The organism is Cytobacillus sp. FSL R7-0680 (assembly GCF_038009245.1).
Classification (GTDB): Bacteria; Bacillota; Bacilli; order Bacillales; family Cytobacillaceae; genus Cytobacillus; species Cytobacillus kochii.
Genome location: NZ_JBBPAO010000001.1, coordinates 88,813 through 111,261, shown reverse-complemented (window position 1 = coordinate 111,261; position 22,449 = coordinate 88,813). Strand labels below are relative to the sequence as shown.

Sequence of the window (22,449 nt, the reverse complement as noted above, 5' to 3'; positions counted from 1 at the left end):
AACGATCATTTACAGTGAAAACACCTTTTTATACGATAGATTTGATATTATTTATGAGGAAATCAAATATACTTCTTGACTTTAGGCTGATACTTACGCATCGGACCTTTCCTTAAAACATCCTTTAAATATGATTCTCCATTTGGATTTTTGTTTTTCAGTAATTCTAGTAAATATGTAATATCATCCATTGCTCTATGATTTTGATAGTTTGTGATTTGGTGACCTTTTAAAAGCGTCAATAATTTACTGTTATAGAAACCATATTCTTTCCACGGGACCCCTCTCATCGTACAATACCATTTCAGTTCATTTACATCATTAGGGTACATTTGATAGAGAAAGCTTCTATCAAATGATGCATTATGAGCAAGTACGATATCCGCATATGCGAACATCTTCTTTATTTCACGATCATCAAAGCTTTTCCCCACCACTTCTTCAAAAGGGATGCCGTGAATTTTATAAGCTTGATTATAATTTCTTAATGCACTGGTGGTTTCCGGCTCTCTTAAATAGCTTCGTTCGTCTTTTATGGTAAGAATATCACCTGTCTGTTGATCAAATGAAAATAACTTCAAGGCGATTTCAATTACTTCATCATTAATTGGCGACAAGCCCGTTGTCTCTACGTCAAGAACAAGCCCTAACCCCTCATGTATTTGCACACTAACCCTCCATTTTCTTTTTTTGTTTAGCATATAATAGAAAAATAAAAATTGCTAGGAGAAAAAGAAAGGAAATCTTTTATTCTTTATCTAATTCATATTCATTATGGTTTTTAGAAAATAGTAGGCATCACCTATTATATTTTTCTTAATTTTCCGCATTTTTATTGTCAGATGCAAGGAAAACATATAAAATTTTCCTATACACTAAAAGGGATGTGAAAAAATGGTCATTACCACTCATTTTTTCCTTAATCTATCACTGTTAATTGTCATCCTATTTTTTCTGCTTGTATGGACTGAAAAAAATCTCGGTTTTCATTTTTCAAGAACATCGGCAACTATTAGTCTGGCATTGATGATTGGTATTTGTTATATTTTTTCATTTGAACCTGTGCCTGGTTTAATGATGGACCTAAGGATTATACCTGTAATATTAGGTGGATTGTATGTTGGTGTCGGCCCTTTACTCATAATTGTCGTTATTGCTGTAAGATGGTTTTACGGAATGAATTTAGGATTCTATGTAACTATGTTTGAATACCTTTTGCTGGGATGTTTGTTTTTATATTTATACCCAAGATTTAAACAGATTTCTGCCAATAAAAGAATTATTCTAGCTGTTCTTATTACGTTTATCTCTAGTATCGTTTCACTAATTTTATATGAATTATATGTACCACAATTACACTCACTTGATTTATGGTTTGCTCTGCTTACCATTCCAGCTCTTGGTGTAGGAATGGCAGTATATATTATTGAATTTGTCTTCAAAACAATCGATATGCAGAAAAAGCTTATTATCGCAGAAAAATTAGAAGCCGTTGAGCAAATGGGGGCAGCGATTTCACATGAAATTAGGAATCCACTCACAGCTGCTGCAGGATTTGTTCAATTATTAAAAGAACAAACACTTTCCCCTTCAAAAAGAAATGAATACTTAGAAATCGTCCAACATGAACTGGCATCAGCAGAACGTGTCATTCAAAACTATCTAACTTTTTCTAAACCTGGACTAGATAAAATTGAAACAATGAACGTAAAGAAAGAACTAGGTCATGTCATTAGTATACTACGCCCGATAGCTAATCAAAATTCGGTAGAAATAACAACTAATTTTTCTATCATAGGTGACATCGAAGGCGATCGACAAAAGTTTCAGCAATGCTTCTTAAACGTTATTAAAAACGCCATAGAATCGATGCCAAGAGGTGGCCAACTATACATAAGCTCTAATTATTCCTCTACGCACATTAGAATCGAAGTTCAAGATACAGGGCTCGGTATGACAGAAGATCAAATTCGTCGCCTAGGAGAGCCTTACTATTCCACAAAAGGAGCAAAAGGGACTGGATTAGGAATGATGGTTGTTTTTAGCATCGCCAGAGCAATGAAAGGAACAATAAAAGTACAAAGTAAAATTAATGAAGGAACCGTATTCATCTTTACTTTTCCCTCCGTCCATCCCCATTCTTCCTAACTTCAATATTATAAAGAGCAGGGAATCCTAGCATAGCTAGTAAATCCCCTGCTCTTAGCGCTTCAATATTTGCTGACTTTTATTTATGATAAACCCTTTAGAACGAACCAAGCATGTGACTCTGCATAAGTTCGAACTTCTTCAAAGTCTTTAACATAGCCTTTATGGTGTTGAATAAAACCATGTAGGGCAATGAAGGCAGAATAAATAAGTGATTCTTCAGTTTGTTGATCTTTTAATTGTAGAACAGCATATTCAAACCGGTAATAAGTTTTTTGGGCCATTTCTGTAATCGAATGCTTATCGTTGCTTGTATAAAAAGCAAATAACCCATCGTAACGGTGATGAAGGTTTATACCAAATTCCATGAAAGTAATTAAGATTTGTTTAAGCTTATCTATTTTATTATCATCACCATATTGAATAGTGACTAACATCTGCGTTAAATCATTGAAGTCTTCCTCAATTATTCGATATAATAAACCATCGATATGATTAAAATGAACCGTCAGATCCTTCACTTGGCATCTCATTTTCACAGCAATATCTTCTAAAGTAATATTTTGAAATGCATTATCAGTGACGAGCTCTTTAGCAACAGCCACTATTTTATCCGCAGATATGTTTTGATCATGGAAATGATTTGATGGCATATGTACACCCCCAACCCTATCAAATAGTAATTAAATTTTAGCATCAGGGTTGGTAAGAAACAATCATTAATCTACATATAAGATAATATTTGCTCAGTCATTTTCTTTCCGTGTTTCTGTTCTCTTTCATCTACTACCCACCCATCGCCTACATGTTTTAAAGTAATCATCTCATTCAATCCTATTTTATTTTTATAGAGAATTAAGATTTCCTCTTTATTAAAGTAGATGAGTGGTTGAATGGTATTTTTATACTTTGATGTTGCTTCTTCATTAATATCCTTAACTAATTGCGTTACTGGTCCAAGACGATCATTCCAACCATTGTTGCTAGCTAGAAATTGAAATTGGTTAAATCGTGTTTGACGATAACTGCGCCATTTTTTTTTGAAGCTATGTTCAATGTCCTTTGCAACTTTCCGGTAGAAGTGATTCACTTTTTTCTCCTCCGCGTCTCCTTTATGTTTATAGGTAATGACCTTTGCTCCTAAAGGCGTTATGTCCAGTACAAGAGAATCTTGTCCATAAGGAGGTAAATACTCTTTTTCATAGGTAGTTATTTCAAGTTTGACAATAATATGATACCCTTTTCGATTACGTTTGATTTTCTTTATCTCCGTGTCATACAGATTGTATTGTTTTTCATACCCATAAAATTGATGAATTTCTTCGGTAAGCACAGGAGCGAGAGAGGTTAAAAGGGCCTCAGATACGATGGAAGAATCTTCATTAGCTAATATACTATTAGGAAAAAGAATGAAAATAAGTAATAAAATCATTACTGTTTTCTTCATGTGCAAACACACTCCTTTATCCTTTATCCTCTCCCGCATTTATATAAGTAACGGCTGTAATTTCTTCCTATTTACTGTTTGACATTAATCTCCTTCGACCACTTATTTTCCGGGAAATTTTTAAAAATAAAATAGAAAAAAGGCGATTAATGTAAATCCCCTAAGTTCTTTTGTCATATTCACCTTAAAACAAAAAGAAAAAAGCTATAGTAAAAAAGTCTATAGCTCTCAAACACCCAAGAAATTTAGTTTTTATATCAGTTTTCTGACAATCTCCTTGCCAATCTCAATAGACGCCGTTGCAGCAGGAGATGGTGCATTTAATACATGAATCGCACGCTTGCTCGGCAGTATGTAAAAATCATCCACTAATGAGCCGTCATCCTTCAATGCTTGTGCTCTTACTCCTGCTGGTCCAGTTTTCAAGTCTGCCGCTTGTATTTCTGGCATAAGTTTTTGTACATTCTTTAAGAAAAGCTGTTTAGAGGCTGAACGGATCATTTCCTCAATCCCTTCCTTCATATAACCACTTGCCAGCTTCCAAAAGCCCTTATATGCTAACACTTCAAATAAATCCGGTAAGTGAATATCTGTCTTTCGGTAACCTTCGCGTTTGAAGCCCAATACTGCATTTGGACCGACATCAATCGCACCGCCAATCATTCTCGTAAAATGAACGCCAAGGAATGGGAACTTTGGATTGGGAACAGGATAAATTAAATGCTTCACTAGATGACGTTTTTCCTCAACCAGTTGATAGTATTCACCACGGAAGGGGACAATTTTCATATCAGTTAATAATTTTGCCTTTTTCGCAATCCGATCGGAGTGTAGACCACCACAGTTGATATAAAATTGACCTTTTATATCTCCTTGATCAGTGATAACAACCACTTCATTATTATCCTCTTGAATGGCCACAACTTCATGATTAAGGAGAATATCTCCACCTTTATGGCGAATGATATCCGCCATTTTTTCAGACACTTGTCTATAGTTAACAATTCCTGCCATTGGTACATGAATGGCTCTTTTCCCATTTACATGTGGTTCTCTTTCCAATAATTCTTCTTTTTCCATTAATTGAATATCAAGTCCGTTCTGTATCCCTCTTTTATAAAGGTTATCTAATAGTGGCAACTCTTCTTCTTCACTAGCGACAATTACTTTACCGCAAATATCATATTCGATATCATTACTTTCACAAAAATCCTTCATGGATTGTCCGCCGATTTTAGCTAATCTCGCTTTCTCACTACCTGGCTTATAATATATGCCAGAATGAATAACACCACTATTATGCCCTGTCTGATGTGCCGCTACATGGCTTTCTTTTTCAACGATAGCAATCTTTAGTGCCGGTTTTTGTTCAAGTAGTTCTAACCCAACGGATAGACCAACAATTCCTCCACCAATAATAATATAATCATACATCCTTTTCACCTTCTATCATTTCTTTAAACCACATGCTTCTGCTAGTATCTCGACAATATGAACGACTTCAACCTTACTTTCTAATCCTTCACGCTTCACACCCATGCACATCTGCAAATGACAACCAGGATTAGAAGTGACAATTACTTCTGGAATCGTTTCTTTTACATAGGACATTTTTTCATCTAATATTTCCATTGATTCTTGATAATGAAAAACATTGTACGTCCCTGCTGAGCCACAACACATATCCATTTCCGGGAGGGGAATATACGTTGTTCCTGGTATACGATAAATTAACTCTAATGGCGATTTTTTTACTTTTTGCACATTTGATAAATGGCATGAGGGTTGATATGTAATTCTTTTTTCAACCTTCTTCGTAAATTCAATATCCAACTCTGCTAAAATCACACTAATGTCTTTACTTTTTTCAGCAAATCGTTTTGCTCGTTCAACCCATTCTGGTTCAGACTGAAGCAGTTGATCATATTCAACTAACATCGCACCACATCCACCAATACTATTAACAATATAATCATAGTGCTCTTTTTCAAATGCAACGATGTTTTCTCTTGCTAATTGTTTAGTGGTCTCGCTATCACCCTCATGATGCTGTAGAGCTCCACAACATGTTTGGTTTTTTATTACGGTTACTTCACATCCAGCATGCTGAAGCAACTTTATACTTAGATCATTGATCTTAGCAAAAAACACATCCATGATACATCCAGTAAAAAAGGCGACTTTTAGTTTTGTTTCAGTATCTGGGATAAGTGTGCCTTTTCTAAGTTCCTTATCAGGCTTTGTTATATTAGGTATAATGGCTTCAAATGCACGTAAATTCTCAGGTAGTACCCGAATCCCTTTTGTTACTTTGCCTAATTTTTCAATCCCGGATTGTTGATAAAACCTCAAGGAAAGATTCATTGTATTCAACATGCTCTTATTCGCAAGACCTTTTTTCATCGCCAAGCGATTGATAAGTGAGCTACCTTCCTGCTCCATTTTCACTTCTTTATAAGAAGATAAAATTTTCCCGTATTGAACATTGGTCGGACAAGCAGTCTCACATGCTCTGCAGCCAAGGCATAATTCCATCGAATCTTCTATTTCTTGAATCGAAATTTTACCCTCAGAAGCCATCTGTACTAAATTAATTCTTCCTCTAGGCGAATGCCTTTCTTTTCCCATTGTCGTATAAGTCGGGCAGGCAGGTAAGCAATACCCACATTGGACACAATCAAATGTTTCTTCGTATGCTAATTGATTATTCATCGACTAATACAAGCCTTTGATTTTCATTTTCGGGAAAAACCTTACCAGGATTCATGATATTTTTAGGATCCCATGCGCTCTTCATTCTTATCATCATATCTAATCCAGCCTCCCCTAGCTCCATTTTCATAAACGGTGTCTTCATTGTGCCGATGCCATGTTCGCCTGATAAAGTCCCACCTAATTGTATAGCTGTTTCGAATATCTCAGCTACAGCAAGTTCGACTCTTTTCATTTCCTCTTTATCCCGTTTATCAGTAATAATATTTGGATGGAGATTGCCATCACCTGCATGCCCGAATACTACTAGATCTATATTGTATTTTTCTTTAATTTGTTTAAGCCGTTTAAACATTTCTGGGATTTTACTTCTTGGGATTGTCGCATCCTCAGAAATCTTCGTTGGTTTTTTTCTAACAATCGCTGGGGAGACAAGTTTCCTCGCTTTCCAGAGTTTCGCTGCAGCCACATCATTCGCTGCTATCTGAACTTCTCGTGCTCCTACCATTAGGCAAACTTGTTCTACTTGTTTACACTCATCAGCAATCGCCACTGGATGACCATCTAATTCTATAAGAATAATGGCATCAACATCGGTCGGAAGTCCGACTGATTCATATTCTTCAACAGCTATAATAGATGCTTGATCCATAATCTCCATCTTAGAAGGTAATATCCCAGATGTGAGAACTTTTGATATGGCTCTCCCTGCATCGACAATATCATCGAAAATGACCATCATCGTTCCAGTTGCTTGTGGCCGTGGAACTAGTTGTAGTGTTGCTTCAGTAATAATTCCTAAAGTACCTTCAGATCCGACTATCAGCTTAGTTAAGTCATAGCCAGTAACATTTTTAATTGTACGACCACCTGTTTTAATGACCTCTCCCTCAGGTGTAACGACTTCTAACCCCAACACATAATCCTTTGTTACCCCATACTTTAAGCCTCTTGGTCCACCAGCATTTTCAGCTAAGTTACCACCTATCGTTGACACATGCGCACTACTCGGATCAGGGGGATACATCAGCCCATATTTTTTCGCTGCTTTGTCTATTTCAGCTGTCAATACTCCTGGCGAAACAACAGCAATTGTATCATCACTATCTATTTCTAATTTTTGATTCCACTGTGAAAAGTCCAGGACCACTCCGCCATGAACAGGCAAGGGTCCACCACTTAGACTTGTTCCTCGACCTCTTGGATATAAAGGCACTCTATATTGATTGGCCACCTTTACGATAGACACAACTTCCTGTGTTGACATTGGCTGTATGACTAATTCAGGTAAATAAGTACCGAACGACCCATCATATGAATAAGAGACTAAATCCGCTTTTTCTTTTAACATTCTCGTTGGTGAATTTATGGCTTTTTGAAATTGTTCGACCATCTCATCTATCAACATGATGGCACCTTCTTCCTTTACTTTTCTTCCCTTAATTTCTTTCGTACATTTTGTAGATGATTCTTCATTGCCTTTCTTGCATTTTCTTCATCTTGACTTTCAATCGCTTTATATATAGCTTCATGCTCAAGATAAACGCTTTCCCTTTTTCTTTGTAATCCTAAGTTCTTCTTTAATGAAAAAGCGACAGCCTTACGGTAAAGGTCACCGATATTATCCATGACCCCTACCATAAAGCTATTCTTTGTTGCTTCAATCATATATTTATGAAAATCTAAATCAGCTTGAAGACCCACTTCATCAGGGTTAGTAAGTGTCTCCTCTAGCCCTTTTAGCGCTTTCTTTATTTTCTCTAAGTCGGAAGAATCACGACGATTAGCAGCTAGAGCAGCGGCCTCTGTTTCCATTATCATCCTTAATTCCAATAATTCAAAAACCTCTTCTAAGGAAATATATTGCAATGTTAAGCGGTCCATCATATCGACAAGATGTAATTCTTTAACATAACTTCGGCCACCTTGTCTTGATTCAATGATCCCACTTGCTGATAAGACACTGAGTGCCTCCCTAACAGGAGCGCGGCTTACGCCAAATAATTTCGCCAATTCATTCTCAGAAGGTAATGGTTGATTGGGCGGAAACTCTTTGCTTTTAATTTTTTCATTTAATTGCTCTAATACTTGTGCCGATATCTTCTTCCGTTCAATTTTCATTTATTAATCTCCTTTACATATTCACCTCTACACCCTTACTTGTCTCCTTTCTTGTACGAATTAAATGAATACTGAATACAAGTGCACATACAGCCAGACCAGAAACATCAGTGATAATACCTGGTTTAATGAGCATCAATGCACCGAAAAATAATAAAATTCTTTCAATTACATGTAAGTAAGTATTCAAGTAATTCCCCATAGAAACAGCTAGCGCATAGACTCCTAGAGTACTAGTAATTAATACTAGTATAACAGAAAGAATTTCCACACTACCGCCATCAGGTGATTGGAGTAATAGTATTGGATTGTATGCAATCATAAACGGAATAATAAATCCTGCTAATGAAAGTCTTAAAGCTTCCCATGACGTTTTCATTGCATTTGCTCCAGCAATTCCTGCTGCCGTATAAGATGCAAGCGCTACTGGTGGCGTAATATTTGAAAGAGCACCGAACCAGAATACAAAGAAGTGAGCTGCAATTGGTTGTACGCCAGCCTCTACTAATGCAGGTGCAGCAGTTACAGCAACAACAATGTATAGTGCGGTAGAAGGTAATCCCATACTTAGCACAATACAAGTTAGCATAACGACAATAAGTATTAACCAAAGCTGTCCACCGGTTAAATCAACAATATTAAAAGCTAGTGTTGAACCTATACCTGTCATGGTAACAACACAAATAATAATACCGATTGCGGCACAAGCGATACCTACTTGTATTGTCCCTTTCCCTCCATCGATAAATGCTTCAATCATTTTCTTAATTGTGATTCTATTAGACTTATCTTTCGTTAACCAACTGGCAACAATAACGGAACCGATACCTGCAAAACCTGCAAATAATGCTGTTTTACCAATCAATAATGTTCCTATAACCACTATAATAGGAACAATCAGTACGCCTCTTTCCTTTAACACTTGTAAAACATTTGGTATATTCTCCTTACTAATCCCTTTTAACCCTTGTTTCTTCGCTTCTATATCAATCGCAAAGATGAGAGCGATATAGTATAAGAAGCTTGGGATAATGGCTGCGAGAATAACAGTAGTATAGGAAACACCTAAAAATCCAGCCATGATAAAAGCTGCTGCACCCATGATTGGTGGCATAATCATTCCACCAGTAGATGCTGCTGCTTCAACTGCGCCAGCAAATTTTGGTTTTAAACCAATTGATTTCATTAACGGGATCGTAAAAGCTCCTGTTGTGGCAACATTTGCTACAGCACTCCCACTTAATGACCCTGTTAAAGCACTAGATATAACAGCTACCTGTGCAGGCCCACCTCTTTTTCTACCTGCAATAGCTAATGCTAAATCGTTAAATAGTTGTGTCGCACCACTTGCAGATAAAAAGGCACCGAATAAAATAAACATAACGATAAAGGTTGATGCAGTTGATAATGTAAGACCCAAGATGCCTTCAGTGGTCATATATAAACGGTAAAGCAAACGTTCTAAAGAGAACCCCGCATGGCCAAATATCCACGGAAAAATTGTGCCAAATAAGGCATAGATAACAGAAATACCACAAAGGATTGGGATAAATAGACCTACAGCTCTTCTTGCTGCTTCAAACAATACGATAATAGTAATAGCACCGAAAATATAATCAATTAAAATTGGCTGTGAGCCACGATCAACATGAATGGTTGTATAATTAATAATTAAATAACCTACACCCAAAATTGCTAATGCAACAAACAAATAATCAGCTAATGTAAAACGCCCACTTTTTGATGAAGATCTTGCAGGATATAATAAAAATGTTAAAACGAGAATAAAACCTAGAAATATTAAGTTTCTATAAATCTCCTGAATATTAGAAAGTCCATTTGAATAAATGGAAAATATAGATAATAAAATAGCTAATATCGCTACAACCTTGGCATACGAACCATGCAATACACGCATACCTCCGCCAGCCTCTTTATCTAAGCCTTGTTGATTTGCTGTTACGGCATCCCCTTTTACATTCGACATTTTCTAACCTCCTTATTTTGCCTCTGGCGGAATTAATTCCTCAGGAATCTCTAAACCAACTTCTTTAAAGTATTTGTAAGCACCTACATGTAAAGGTACAGTCACTCCATCAAGTGCTGTCTCTAAAGTAATTTCTTTTGCAGAATTATGCACTTCATACATTTTGTCTAGATTCTCATAAAGCGTTTTTGTTAACGTATAAATTGTCTCTTCGTCAATATCTTTTGTTGTAGATAAAAGGTTAGGCTGTGCAATGGTTTGGATATCCTCCTCTACACGAGGATAAGTTCCTCCAGGAATCGTATAAGGGTACCAAGAGTTTGAAACAGCGTTAATTTTTTCTAACTGCTCATCTGTTACTTCAAGAATACTAGCTTTGACATTACTAGCAAACATATCTGTAATTGCTGAGATTGGGATGCCGGCTGGTAATGATCCACCGTCTAATCTACCATCTCTCATTGCAGAAACAGTATCGTTATAACCGAGATACTCTGGTGATATATTAGCTTTAGTTAATTCTAACCCTTGCATCATTACTACAGTTGATTGTTCTGTTCCGCTTGCTTGGGGTCCAACGGAAAAACGAGTGCCATCAATGTCTGAAATGTTACCGGTTTCAATAGCATTATCCATTAACACAAAATGTTCTACATTGGGCCATAACATAGCCACAGTACGTAAGTCTTTATAAGGTTTACCTGCAAAACCATCATCTCCAGCATAAGCTTGAGAAGATATTAACCCTTGAAGAATAGCTAAATGAGCTTCTCCCTCTCTTAAAAGCTCGATATTTTCAATCGAACCAGCAGAAGATTGTCCACTTGCTTGAATTTTCTTATTCTTTAATTCATAACTCCATATATTGGCCATACCTACTCCAATCGGATAATAGGTACCACCTGTTGAAGCTGTCGCTACGGATAAAAAGGTTTTATCTTCATTATCAGCAGCCGTCTTAATACCAAAAATGGTAAGAAAAATAATAGCAGCGATTGAGATTGTAATTTTTATTTTTTTACCTTTCATAATTCTCCCCCTTTCACCAAATGAAAACGTTTTAATTTCAATCTTGTATTACAAGTATACAAGAAAAAATTAAAAAAACAACAATTATTCTAAAAATTTATTCTACAAAAACAATTAACAATTATTTGTAAAGAAAAGCTACAGGATACTGTAGTGCTGTACCCTGTAGCTTTTTATTAATCTTTCTTTATAAATAAAACTTTAAGATAGTCTCCTTCGGGAAAAGACGGAATCGTTTTAAAATCAATAGGTAATGAATATTCTTCAAGAATCTTATACTTTCCATTACTTGTTGCAAATGCTTTTGAGACAAATGTTTTAAACTTTTTCATCGGCACATTACTTGCATTAGATGAAGCAACAATGATCCCTCCTTGATTAGTAATCGAGATAGCTTCTTCTAATAAAGCAGCATAATCTTTTGCAACACTAAAAGTATGTTTTTTTGATCGTGCAAAACTAGGTGGATCTAAAATGACAAGATCGAATGATAAATTTTTTCTCACCGCATATTTAAAGTATTTGAATACATCTTCAACAATGATATCCTGTTCTTCATAATCAATACCATTTACACTAAACATTTCGATTGTCATCGCTTTACTTCGATTAGCCAAATCGACACTCGTTGTTTTCACTGCACCGCCCAATGCAGCTGCTGCCGAAAAAGCTCCTGTATATGAGAATGTATTCAAGATTGTTTTACCATCGGCATATTGATCTCTTATTTTTTTCCTTACTTCTCTTTGATCTAGGAAAACCCCAACCATAGCGCCATCATTAAGATAGATTGGATAATTTATCCCGTTTTCCTTAACGATAATAGGAAATGTCGGCTTTTCACCACAAACAAAATCATCATCTTCTACATACAACCCTTTATGATTAAATCTTTTCTTTTCATAAATGGCCTTCACCGGCATACATTGCTCTAATGCCCTAATAATCTCTTGTTTGAATTGATAGATACCTTCACTATACCAACTAATGCAATAATACGTATCATAGTAATCTATTGTAACGCCTCCAACGCCATCGCCTTCTCCATTAAAAATTCTAAAAGCAGTCGTTTCTGGGTCGTTAAAAAGTTTTTGTCTATGATTTACTGCTGCCTTCAGCTTTTCCATAAAAAAGGCTTGGTCTATTCGCTCATGCTGGTTTTTCGTTAATACCCAGCCTCTACCTTTATTTTGAATTCCATAGTAACCTTTACAGAGAAACTGTCCCTTTTCATTCACTAGCTCAACAATCGTCCCTTCTTCCATTTGAGGGATTCGTTCAACAGATTGTTCATTTATTAATGGAAAACCTTCCCTATACTTCTTTATGTATGACGGTTTTACTGTTAACTTCATATACGCTCCACCTTACCAATCAATGATTTATTTATCGTACCACAAATAGCATCTTACAGACAAAGCCCTCTCAGGTTTATCTTGAGAGGGCTTTACCGTTTAACTTGCTTTATTCACTTCTTGAGATATTTCTTTCATATTCGAAATTGCATGTTGATATTTTTCTTCATCAAATTCATTCTCACTTTTCGCCACGGCGATTGTCGCGATTCCGTTACCAATCATATTCGTAATGGCACGACCTTCACTCATAAAGCGGTCAACACCGAGTAAGAGTGCTAAACCTTCTAACGGAATAACTTGAATAGCTGCTAATGTCGAAGCCAACACGATAAATCCACTTCCTGTAACCCCAGCAGCTCCTTTAGATGTAAGCATAAGAATTAAGATAATCGTTATTTGCTGACCAATAGATAAATCTACTCCAAATACTTGAGCTAAGAATACCGTCGCCATTGAAAGATAAATAGAAGTCCCATCAAGGTTAAAGGAATAACCCGTCGGAATGACAAGACCAACAACTGATTTTGACGCACCGAATCTTTCCATTTTATCCATCATTCTTGGTAATACAGATTCAGAAGAACTCGTTCCTAATACGATAAGTAACTCATCTTTAATAAAACGTAAATATTTAAATAGGCTAAATCCATAATATTTACAAATGATGTTTAAAACGATAAAGATGAATAAGAACATTGTAATATACACACTCATCATCAACTTAGCGAGCGGTGCTAAAGAACCTAAGCCGAAATGTCCAATCGTATATGCCATTGCACCAAACGCACCAATTGGCGCAGCTTTCATGACATAACCGATAATCTTAAAGAACACATGGGATAACCGGTCAAGAAAATCAGTAATAACTTCTCCCCGTTTACCTAAAGAAGCAAGAGCAACACCAAATAGAATGGAGAAGAATAAAACTTGAAGGATATCTCCCTCCGCAAAAGCATTCACCATATTTGATGGTACGATATGTGTAACGAATTCGATCCAATCAATGCCTTCTTCAGCATTGGTTGTATATTGAGATACGTCACCTTGTTCAAGCTCATTAAAATTTAACCCGTCACCTGGTTTTACAATATTAACGACTAATAATCCAATAACGAGAGCAAGCGTGGTAACAACTTCAAAATAGATAAAAGCTTTCCCACCAACCTTACCAACTTTTTTCATATCTCCCATTTTTGCGATTCCTAAAACAATTGTTAAGAAAATAATTGGGGCAATAACCATCTTCACTGCATTAATGAAAGTAGTTCCTAACGGCTGTAATTCTTTACCTATATCTGGCCAAATTAAACCAACTAACACACCAAGTGCGATCGCTGTTAACACTTGAACGGTTAAGTTCTTAAAGATTCTTAAAAATCCCACATTAATCATCTCCTGTCACACTATCTATCTGACTATTCTTTGTAATTAGAATGATAGCGTTTTCAGAAAATGAAAAGAAGTTTATGGTCATAGTGAACATTTTGTTCATTTTGGTCTTATTAGTTGAGACAGTAAAAATGATTGGCATATATGGACTACTGCCAAGTTACATAATTTTAACCAGTAAAGGAGGAGAGTCCCCGATTACTCTTACCATAAGCATCTAAGTGAAATTTAAGGTCAAATTAGGGATAGACTAGACAAAAGAGAGCCACAATTTATTTAAGCTCTCTTTCGTCTAGTAATTTATTTTATGAATTCTAGTACTCTCTCTAACCATTTAATATTAAATTCCGCTTTATCAAATGCATGAGAAGCAATTAATTGGCTTGAGTCAGAGACTTTGTTATATTTTTCCTTTTCTTCTTTTTTCGTTTTTAATGTATCCCACTTTTCTTTTTCCTTTTGAATGGTTTGTTTCAAAATAGAAGCGGCTTCTTCTTTATTAATATAATTTAAGAAATGAATGGCAATATACAAATCTGCCACTTCCGTATATTTTTGAAAACAAAGATAGAGTTCTTCTACCAGATGGCCACGTCCCTCATTGGTTATCCGATAAAGTGTTTTTTCTGGGCGACTTCCTTCTTGTAGCTTTTGTACAGGCTCTATCCAATTCTTTTTATGTAATGCTTCAAAATCATAATAAAACTTTCCTTCACTAATCTTTATGAAAGGCTGTGCATTCATTAGTTTTTTGCGGATATTATAAGGATAGTCTACTGAATGTGCTAACATACCTAAGATATATATTCTAATCATTCACCCGTTCACCTCCAAAAACGTATATAGCTATCTTAACTTATACTGGGAGATAAACGCATCTGATTCTTTCATTATAGTTTCAATTAATAAGAGCATGTTCGTTAATTAATCGGTAAAATCTGTATACTTAAAAATAAAAATACGAACCTATTCATTAGAATTTGTTCGTATTTTCCGAGAAACTATTCATTGTTCATTCTTTTAATTTTACCTTGAATCTTCACTCTATTTATTTCAAGAAAGTTTAAGAGGCAATGAGGTTAACGTTTGACCCGTCGCAGAATCAGTTAAGTTGGGCTCTAGTTCAAATGATTCGATAGGTTCGATTTTGGAAAAACGCTTAACTAAGTTTTCTAAAATGAGCTTCAACTCAAGTCTTGCTAATGGTGCACCTAAACAAAAATGAGGTCCATTTCCAAATGTAAGATGTTTCTTATTATTTTTTCTATGAATATTTAATTGAAATGGCTCTTCAAACATTTCCTCATCCATATTAGCCGCACTCATCCAGGCAACAACGACATCTCCCTTTTTCAACTCTACCCCTAAAATATTGTTATCCTTCTTCACCGTACGATCTCTTCGACTCATATGAAAACGATATCGTAACATCTCTTCGACCGTTCGATCAATATATTCTGGGTGGGCTTTTAATTCTGAAAATAACTCGTTGTCATCATATAAAAGGGCATAAAAGCTTGTTGAGATCATATGACTCGTTGTTTCTACCCCTGCACCTAATATAGCCATTGTCATTTCAATAATTTCAAAGTCCGTTAGTCTTTCTCCATCTACTTCCGCCCTAATGAGGTCAGAAATGATGTCATCTTGTAACTGCTGTCGCTTTTCAATGATGACTGGTTGTAAATAAGTAAAGAACTCTTTAATTGCTTGATTTTTTTGGTTATCGATTACATCCTTTTTGCTCTTATCATATGGTAGAAATAATATATCGACCCATTTCTTAAATTTAATTACATCGGGCTTCGGAATCCCTAATAAGTCTGACATTACCATTGCAGGCATAGGATTGGCTAATGCCGCTACGATATCTTCCGTCTTGCCCTTTTCTATTTGTGTAATTAAATTTTCAGCAATTTGATTAATCCGCGGTTTCCAATTTTCTAAACTTCTTGGAGTAAATGCTGATGCTAATAGGGATCTTCCTTTTCTGTTGTGTGGAGGATCCATTTTCAAGAAGTTCACTTTACTATTCATTTGCTTATCATCTTCACTAAACTTTACTGAAATCGTTGTACGGTCTCCTTCACTGGAGAAATGTTCATAGTCGCTTAAAACGGTCTTTACGGCATCATACTTAAATGCATTCCAAGTATCAGAATTCTCATTATAACTAATAGACCCACTTTCAAGCATCGATTTGTACCATTCTAACGGTTGGAATTGTTCTGATCTTGAATCAAAATGTTTAATGTCTTGTAATGAGATAATCTCTTTCATCTAACATTTCCTCCTCTTTGATCATTTGGAGATAGATTATATACTTTAATTAAAGTATATAATCTATCGTAAATTTTCTCCCTTTCATCGTCAATGCATGGAAAGTAGTAGTTTTACTATAGGGGCAAATGAACTAAAAAGAACTGTTGAATAGCTTTTACTCAACAGTTCTTTTTAGTTCATGATTATGTGATTATTATTCTATATTTCAGCACTACGTTTTAATCATATACCGATTCACAGGTCTCCCTACCCCACCATATTGTATATCTAGTACTATTACACCTTTTTTCTCTAAATAATCAAGATATCTCCGAGCTGTCACCCTTGCAATCCCAATACCGCTAGCCACTTCTCCAGCTGCTTGCGGTTGTTGTTGAACGGTTAGATAATTAATGACTTCTTTCAATGTAAATTCATTTAGCCCTTTAGGTAAATCTACCTCTACTTTCGTTACTTGTTCTGTATAAAGTAATTGATCAAGTTGCTCTTGCGACATTGTTCCTTCATTTTTTAAGCTTTCACGATACTGACGAAACTTCTCAAGTGCCTGCTTCATCCTATCGAATTTAAACGGCTTCATTATATAATCGATTGCTCCATTTTGTAGCATCATTTTAATCGTATCCTTATCTTTAGCTGCCGAGATTACGATTACTTCTGCATTAAGCTTTTGTTTCCTTAATTCGTACATAACTTTTAATCCATCTTTTTTCGGCATAAACACATCAAGCAATATTAAATCTGGTGAGAAATCTTTAGCAAGTCTAATGCCCTCTTCTCCGTTATTAGCAATGGCTTTCACATGAAACCCTTTTACCTTAGATATAAAACCTTTATTAACTTCTTGTACCATTGGATCATCTTCAATTAATAGTACTTGAATATCATTCATAAGTTAAACCTCCCCAAAGGTAATTAAAAAAGAAGTACCTTCATTTACCTTAGAAGTGACAGTTATTTGCCCTTCTCCTTTATCCACAATTTGTTTGACCAAATATAATCCGTAACCAGTCCCATTTTCTTTTCCTTCCGTGAATCCTTTTGTAAAAACTTTTTCTAAATTAGATTCTTCTATACCTATCCCATTATCTTCTACAAGGATGGAACAAATGTAGTCATCTTGTTCGATACTTATATCTATCATTTTTTCTTCCTGATCGAGTTGTTCGAAGGAGCCGAAAGCATTCTCAACCAAATTACCTAATAATAGAACAAAATCATGATGATCTAAATGAGGAGGAAAGTGATCCAAATTACTATTAGTATCAACTGTCACGATAATATCTAGTTCCTTCCCTCTCCTGATTTTGCTAATTAGGAGTCCAGCTACCGCATCGTCTTTAATTATTTCATGAAGAAATAAAGATATACTTTCTTGTTCTTCTGAAGCAGCAAATGCAAGTTGAAATGCCTTTTCTGGCTTTCCTAATTGGATAAGCCCAGCAATTGTATGCAATTTATTCATATGCTCATGATTTTGCACACGCAGTGCCTCAACAAAACTCCTTACACCAGTAAGTTCCTCTGCTAATTTTGCTACCTCCGTTCTATCTTGGAAAATAGCAACGGCGCCAATTAATTGGCCATCTTTATTAATAGGAATTCTCGTGCTCAAGATGCTTTTTCCACTCACCATAATTTGTTCATTATAAACCGGTTCATTTCTCTCAACAATTTCTGGTAAACGTGTATCTTCTAAAACGGAACGAATCGATAATCCCGTTACTTCTCCATTCACATTAAATATTTTTTTTGCTTTTTCATTAAAGATCGTAATTTTCTCATGATAATCGATCGCAATTACCCCTTCATTGATGGAATGAAAGGTTGCTGTTCTCTCTTCAAACATTCGTTTAATTTCGAACGGTTCTAAATCAAACATTTGCTTCTTAATATGATTGGCTAATATATATGAGGCAATAAACCCTACAATTAAAGTGAGGAACACAATAAATAGGATTTCTTTAGAAAAGCCAGAGACGATTTCCTTGAATGTTGGAATTTTATTACCAACCATTACCACACCTATTTGGTTTAGTTGTTCATCTTTTAATACTGGAATAAACGCTCTTAAATATGTACCATCTTCTCCCCTTGCTTTGGAAAAATAAATATGTTCGGCAAATGCAGGATCTTCATCACTACCAGTTGACACATGACCTATCATACTTCTAACTGGGTGTGAGAAACGGACTCTATCCATATTCATTACTACAATATAATCCGTATTATTAATGACCCTTATTTCTTCAACAATGGGGTTAATAATCTTCCAGCCCTCATCTCCCTCAAGTCCATCTTTTATATCTGCAAGCTCTGCTACTGTCCTAGCCGTACTCATTGATTCGCCTCTTAAGTCCAATTCTTCTTGTTGTTGCATATTTGCGATAACAACAAGCCCGCAAATAAGCAGTAAAAAGATAACAACCCCATATGATAGCAACGTTATTTTCCAACGAATAGGTATTTCCTTCAAACAAATCTTCCTTTCATTGCCACCTACACTTGACCTTTAATCTGAAAATAATGATACTATTTAGTATGAGGTGAAGGTGATGAAAAGTAAATATAGCATCATACTATTAACCATTATTATAACGCTTGCACTTTTTTTTAGTTTTAAACAATATATTCTCACAGAAGACCTTCCTTATGATGATGAACAAGAAGGGCTCAATGATCAAATCGTTTTAACTTTTAGTCATGTTGTCTCCAATAATACGCCAAAGGGAATGGCCGCTGATAAATTTGCTGAGATTGTTGCTGAAAAATCAGACGGAAATATTAAAATTGTTGTCTTCTCTAACGGCTCTCTCTACTCTGATATAGAAGAAATACGAGCGGTTCAAGAAGGCAATGTTGATATTATTGCTCCCTCCACATCAAAACTTGGCATGTTAAACCCTGCATGGGGGCTACTCGATTTGCCGTTTATTTTCCCTTCCTATGAAGCCATTAACGAAGGGTTAGACGGGTTTATCGGACAAACACTATTATCTAGTGTAAAGGGGGATGGACTCATCGGTTTAGCTCATTGGAGTAATGGATTTAAGCAATTCACATCCAATGATGGTCCAATTATTTATCCGCAAGATATAGCTGGACAAACATTCCGAATCATGCAAAGTGATGTCCTCTCATCACAATTTCTTGAATTGAATGCAAATTCAGTGAAAGAATCTTTTAATTCTACATACGACTTGTTAGATAGTGGGAAAGTAGACGGCGAAGAGAACACTATCTCTAATATTTATTCGAAAAAGTTTTATAACTTACAAAAGTATATGACAATAAGCAATCATGGCTATCTCGGTTATGCCGTCTTAATGAATGAGAATGTTTGGAATAAGCAATCAAGTGAAACAAAACGAATCTTAACTGAGGCTATGTCTGAAGTCACGCAATGGAATCGAAAACAAGCTGCCCAGATGAATGAAAATCAACTCGAAGAAATAAGAAAAGTGAGTTCAATCCACATTCACGAACTTACCAATGAAGAAAAAAACAGTTGGAAAAAGGTCCTAGACCCAGTCTACACTCAATTTAAAAATGAAATTGGCAGTACACTGATTGACAAGGCTTTAAAGCTCAGAGATAAATACGAAAACGAAACAACTGATGAAACGGACTGAGTGAGGCAATTACCCTTGAATATTTAATCAAATTTTTGCCCGGGCTCCCTTTTTTTGACTCGTTTCCGCTTGAATCCAACCAAATTCTTTCGCGGGCTCGCTTTTTTGACTCATTTCCGCTTGAATCCAATCAAATTTTTGCCTGGGCTCGCCTTTTTGACTCGTTCCCGTTTGTATCCAACCAAATTTTTACCCGGGCTCCCTTTTTTGACTCGTTTCCGTTTGAATCCAACCAAATTTTTGCCCGGGCCCGCTTTTTTTGACTCGTTTTCGCTTGAATCCAATCAAATTTCGCCGTGGACTCGCTTTTTTGACTCATTTCCGCTTGAATCCAACCAAATTTTTACCCGGGCTCCCTTTTTTGACTCGTTTCTGCTTGAATCCAATCAAATTTTTGCCCCGGCTCCCTTTTTTGACTCGTTTCCGCTTGAATCCAATCAAATTTTTGCCCGGGCTCCCTTTTTTGACTCGTTTCTGCTTGAATCCAATCAAATTTTTGCCTGGGCTCCCTTTTTTGACTCGTTTCTGCTTGAATTCAATCAAATTTTTGCCTGGGCTCCCTTTTTTGACTCGTTTCCGACTCAGTCTCTTTCCTTTCCAGTATATATAGACAAAGACGATAGTGAGACACGACAAAAAGTAACCTGAGTATTAACTTAGGTTACTTTTCTAACTCGTATTTTATAATTTATATTTGTTCCTTAAACATCCACTTTCTCTGAAGCTAACATTGTGCCATTTTCCACATAGTTTAAATGCCAAGAAAAAGCTTTCGCTAGAATATGTGGGGTTTGGCCACCTGCTGATAATGCTTCATAATAATAATCTCTAAGTTGATCCTTGTATAACGGATGCGCACAATTTTCAATGATTAACTCAACTCGTTCACGAGGAGCCAATCCTCTTAAATCTGCGTAGCCTTGTTCTGTGACAATTACGTCAACATCATGTTCTGTATGATCAATATGTGAAGCAAAAGGTACAATACTTGAAACTTTTCCATCTTTAGCAATTGATTTTGTCACGAATATAGCTAACCTTGCATTTCTTGCAAAATCCCCTGATCCGCCAATACCATTCATCATCTTAGTTCCTTGAACATGAGTAGAATTCACATTGCCATAGATATCTAGTTCTAATGCAGTATTGATAGAGATTAATCCTAAGCGGCGAATTAATTCCGGATGATTAGTGATCTCTTGTGGTCTTAACAATAACTTATCGCGATATTGATCGAAATGTGCAAACACTTCTTGCATCTTTTCTTCTGAAAGTGTAATGGAACAGCCTGACGCAAACTTTACTTTCCCAGCATCAATTAAATCAAATACTGCATCTTGAAGTACTTCTGAATACACCTCTAAGTCTGTGAATTCAGAGTCAATCATGCCATGTAATACAGCATTTGCTACCGAACCAATGCCTGATTGTAATGGGGCAAGTTTTTCATCTAATCTCCCTGCTGCAATTTCATTGCGAAGAAAGTTGGTTAAATGTTGTGCCATAATAACTGTTTCCTCATCTGGCTGAACAATAGTTGAAGGTGAATCGCCTTGTTCAGTAAACACAATCGCTTTAATTTTCTCCGGATTCACTTTAATACCTATCGCACCAATACGATCGGCTACATTTGTAATTGGAATTGGACCACGCTCACCTTGTTTATCTGGACTATAAATATCATGTAACCCTTTTAGTGATGGTAATTGGGCCATATTAATTTCAACAATTACACTATGGGCATGTTCTGCAAAAGACAGGGAGTTACCAACTGATGTTGTAGGTACAATTGTTCCGTCATCTTCAATCGAAACCGCTTCCAAAATAGCTACATCCACATGTAATACCCCTGAACGGATAAGTTCTGCTGTGTGAGATAAATGTTGATCAACAAATAAGAAGTCCCCTTTATTAATGCCTTTTCTCATTGTTGAGTCCGCTTGAAATGGTAATCTCTTATTTAAAATACCGGCTTCTGCAAACAACTTATCAACATCCGAACCAAGAGATGCGCCTGTATACACATTGACTTTAAAATCTTCTGTTTTTGCTCTTTCTGCTAATGCGACAGGAACCGCTTTCACATCTCCCGCACGAGTAAATCCACTTAACCCCAATGTCATGCCATCTTTAATCATTTCTGCAGCCCCTTCTGCAGTCATGATATTGTTCTGAAGTGTCTGAATTTTAACTCTCCCAAGTTTATTATCCATATTCCCATCCCTCTTTCTGTAAAGAATACTTAATAACTATTTTACTAATAAATCAGAATGGGATTATTTTTTTAGTATAATTAATGAAAAATTTTGATAAAACAGCAAAATCTGCCGATAAGCCAGCAGA

Annotated in this window: 18 protein-coding genes; 2 read left to right on the top strand and 16 right to left on the bottom strand. The window is 35.9% G+C overall.

The annotated features are described in order from the left end of the window. Positions 1 to 62 precede the first annotated feature (62 nt). The gene (locus MKY26_RS00550; protein WP_095370127.1) at positions 63 to 668 is read right to left on the bottom strand and encodes an exonuclease domain-containing protein; all 606 of its coding nucleotides are present in this window, start codon (positions 666 to 668) and stop codon (positions 63 to 65) included. Positions 669 to 894: 226 nt separating this feature from the next. Between MKY26_RS00550 and MKY26_RS00545 the strand changes: the two genes are divergently transcribed. Next, positions 895 to 2,148, top strand: coding sequence for a sensor histidine kinase (locus tag MKY26_RS00545; protein WP_307317566.1), 1,254 nt, complete (start codon positions 895 to 897; stop codon positions 2,146 to 2,148). Between the two features lie 83 nt (positions 2,149 to 2,231). Here the strand turns inward: MKY26_RS00545 and MKY26_RS00540 are convergent, their stop codons facing one another. From MKY26_RS00540 to MKY26_RS00475, 14 genes are all read right to left on the bottom strand, one after another. Continuing rightward, a complete protein-coding gene (locus MKY26_RS00540) occupies positions 2,232 to 2,801 on the bottom strand; it encodes a TetR/AcrR family transcriptional regulator (RefSeq protein WP_095370128.1) in 570 nt (189 codons plus the stop codon). 71 nt (positions 2,802 to 2,872) lie between these two features. After that, a complete protein-coding gene (locus MKY26_RS00535; RefSeq protein WP_341091811.1) occupies positions 2,873 to 3,595 on the bottom strand; it encodes a DUF3888 domain-containing protein in 723 nt (240 codons plus the stop codon). Positions 3,596 to 3,847: 252 nt separating this feature from the next. Beyond that, the gene (gene lhgO, locus MKY26_RS00530) at positions 3,848 to 5,029 is read right to left on the bottom strand and encodes an L-2-hydroxyglutarate oxidase (protein WP_095370130.1); all 1,182 of its coding nucleotides are present in this window, start codon (positions 5,027 to 5,029) and stop codon (positions 3,848 to 3,850) included. 15 nt (positions 5,030 to 5,044) lie between these two features. Further along, positions 5,045 to 6,307 (bottom strand): (Fe-S)-binding protein, encoded by a 1,263-nt coding sequence (locus MKY26_RS00525; RefSeq protein WP_322910027.1) that lies wholly within the window; start codon positions 6,305 to 6,307, stop codon positions 5,045 to 5,047. Continuing rightward, on the bottom strand, positions 6,300 to 7,715 hold the full coding sequence (locus tag MKY26_RS00520; RefSeq protein WP_341091809.1) for an FAD-binding oxidoreductase: 1,416 nt from the start codon (positions 7,713 to 7,715) through the stop codon (positions 6,300 to 6,302). Before MKY26_RS00520 ends, MKY26_RS00525 begins: the two co-directional genes overlap by 8 nt. A gap of 17 nt (positions 7,716 to 7,732) precedes the next feature. Next, positions 7,733 to 8,428, bottom strand: a complete 696-nt coding sequence (locus MKY26_RS00515) for a FadR/GntR family transcriptional regulator (protein ID WP_095370132.1) — start codon at positions 8,426 to 8,428, stop codon at positions 7,733 to 7,735. Positions 8,429 to 8,441: 13 nt separating this feature from the next. Beyond that, positions 8,442 to 10,415: a TRAP transporter permease gene (locus MKY26_RS00510; RefSeq protein WP_322910026.1), complete on the bottom strand. Its 1,974-nt coding sequence runs from the start codon at positions 10,413 to 10,415 to the stop codon at positions 8,442 to 8,444. 12 nt (positions 10,416 to 10,427) lie between these two features. Next, the gene (locus MKY26_RS00505) at positions 10,428 to 11,444 is read right to left on the bottom strand and encodes a TAXI family TRAP transporter solute-binding subunit (protein ID WP_307317575.1); all 1,017 of its coding nucleotides are present in this window, start codon (positions 11,442 to 11,444) and stop codon (positions 10,428 to 10,430) included. Between the two features lie 176 nt (positions 11,445 to 11,620). Continuing rightward, positions 11,621 to 12,799 carry a class I SAM-dependent rRNA methyltransferase gene (locus MKY26_RS00500; RefSeq protein ID WP_341091806.1) on the bottom strand — a complete coding sequence of 393 codons (1,179 nt, stop codon included), beginning with the start codon at positions 12,797 to 12,799 and terminating at the stop codon, positions 11,621 to 11,623. A 99-nt stretch (positions 12,800 to 12,898) separates the two neighbouring features. Continuing rightward, the gene (gene dctP / locus MKY26_RS00495; RefSeq protein ID WP_233435288.1) at positions 12,899 to 14,185 is read right to left on the bottom strand and encodes a C4-dicarboxylate transporter DctP; all 1,287 of its coding nucleotides are present in this window, start codon (positions 14,183 to 14,185) and stop codon (positions 12,899 to 12,901) included. Between the two features lie 306 nt (positions 14,186 to 14,491). Further along, positions 14,492 to 15,007, bottom strand: a complete 516-nt coding sequence (locus MKY26_RS00490; protein WP_322910024.1) for a PadR family transcriptional regulator — start codon at positions 15,005 to 15,007, stop codon at positions 14,492 to 14,494. Positions 15,008 to 15,244: 237 nt separating this feature from the next. Then, the gene (locus tag MKY26_RS00485) at positions 15,245 to 16,471 is read right to left on the bottom strand and encodes a cytochrome P450 (RefSeq protein ID WP_095370137.1); all 1,227 of its coding nucleotides are present in this window, start codon (positions 16,469 to 16,471) and stop codon (positions 15,245 to 15,247) included. A 214-nt stretch (positions 16,472 to 16,685) separates the two neighbouring features. Further along, a complete protein-coding gene (locus MKY26_RS00480) occupies positions 16,686 to 17,366 on the bottom strand; it encodes a response regulator (RefSeq protein WP_307317582.1) in 681 nt (226 codons plus the stop codon). A gap of 3 nt (positions 17,367 to 17,369) precedes the next feature. Continuing rightward, positions 17,370 to 18,956 carry an ATP-binding protein gene (locus MKY26_RS00475; protein WP_157734002.1) on the bottom strand — a complete coding sequence of 529 codons (1,587 nt, stop codon included), beginning with the start codon at positions 18,954 to 18,956 and terminating at the stop codon, positions 17,370 to 17,372. Positions 18,957 to 19,029: 73 nt separating this feature from the next. On the opposite strand from MKY26_RS00475, the gene MKY26_RS00470 reads away from it, so the two are divergent. Next, positions 19,030 to 20,106 (top strand): DctP family TRAP transporter solute-binding subunit, encoded by a 1,077-nt coding sequence (locus MKY26_RS00470; RefSeq protein WP_307317585.1) that lies wholly within the window; start codon positions 19,030 to 19,032, stop codon positions 20,104 to 20,106. Positions 20,107 to 20,807: 701 nt separating this feature from the next. Here the strand turns inward: MKY26_RS00470 and MKY26_RS00465 are convergent. Beyond that, positions 20,808 to 22,319, bottom strand: coding sequence for a succinate CoA transferase (locus MKY26_RS00465; RefSeq protein ID WP_341091804.1), 1,512 nt, complete (start codon positions 22,317 to 22,319; stop codon positions 20,808 to 20,810). Between the last annotated feature and the right edge of the window lie 130 nt (positions 22,320 to 22,449).

Coding starts and splice junctions, on each gene's coding strand:
- MKY26_RS00545 (WP_307317566.1), top strand. CDS start 895: ATGGTCATTACCACTCATTTTTTCCTTAATCTATCACTGTTAATTGTC.
- MKY26_RS00540 (WP_095370128.1), bottom strand. CDS start 2,801: ATGCCATCAAATCATTTCCATGATCAAAACATATCTGCGGATAAAATA.
- MKY26_RS00535 (WP_341091811.1), bottom strand. CDS start 3,595: ATGAAGAAAACAGTAATGATTTTATTACTTATTTTCATTCTTTTTCCT.
- lhgO (WP_095370130.1), bottom strand. CDS start 5,029: ATGTATGATTATATTATTATTGGTGGAGGAATTGTTGGTCTATCCGTT.
- MKY26_RS00525 (WP_322910027.1), bottom strand. CDS start 6,307: ATGAATAATCAATTAGCATACGAAGAAACATTTGATTGTGTCCAATGT.
- MKY26_RS00520 (WP_341091809.1), bottom strand. CDS start 7,715: ATGTTGATAGATGAGATGGTCGAACAATTTCAAAAAGCCATAAATTCA.
- MKY26_RS00515 (WP_095370132.1), bottom strand. CDS start 8,428: ATGAAAATTGAACGGAAGAAGATATCGGCACAAGTATTAGAGCAATTA.
- MKY26_RS00510 (WP_322910026.1), bottom strand. CDS start 10,415: ATGTCGAATGTAAAAGGGGATGCCGTAACAGCAAATCAACAAGGCTTA.
- MKY26_RS00505 (WP_307317575.1), bottom strand. CDS start 11,444: ATGAAAGGTAAAAAAATAAAAATTACAATCTCAATCGCTGCTATTATT.
- MKY26_RS00500 (WP_341091806.1), bottom strand. CDS start 12,799: ATGAAGTTAACAGTAAAACCGTCATACATAAAGAAGTATAGGGAAGGT.
- MKY26_RS00490 (WP_322910024.1), bottom strand. CDS start 15,007: ATGATTAGAATATATATCTTAGGTATGTTAGCACATTCAGTAGACTAT.
- MKY26_RS00485 (WP_095370137.1), bottom strand. CDS start 16,471: ATGAAAGAGATTATCTCATTACAAGACATTAAACATTTTGATTCAAGA.
- MKY26_RS00480 (WP_307317582.1), bottom strand. CDS start 17,366: ATGAATGATATTCAAGTACTATTAATTGAAGATGATCCAATGGTACAA.
- MKY26_RS00470 (WP_307317585.1), top strand. CDS start 19,030: ATGAAAAGTAAATATAGCATCATACTATTAACCATTATTATAACGCTT.
- MKY26_RS00465 (WP_341091804.1), bottom strand. CDS start 22,319: ATGGATAATAAACTTGGGAGAGTTAAAATTCAGACACTTCAGAACAAT.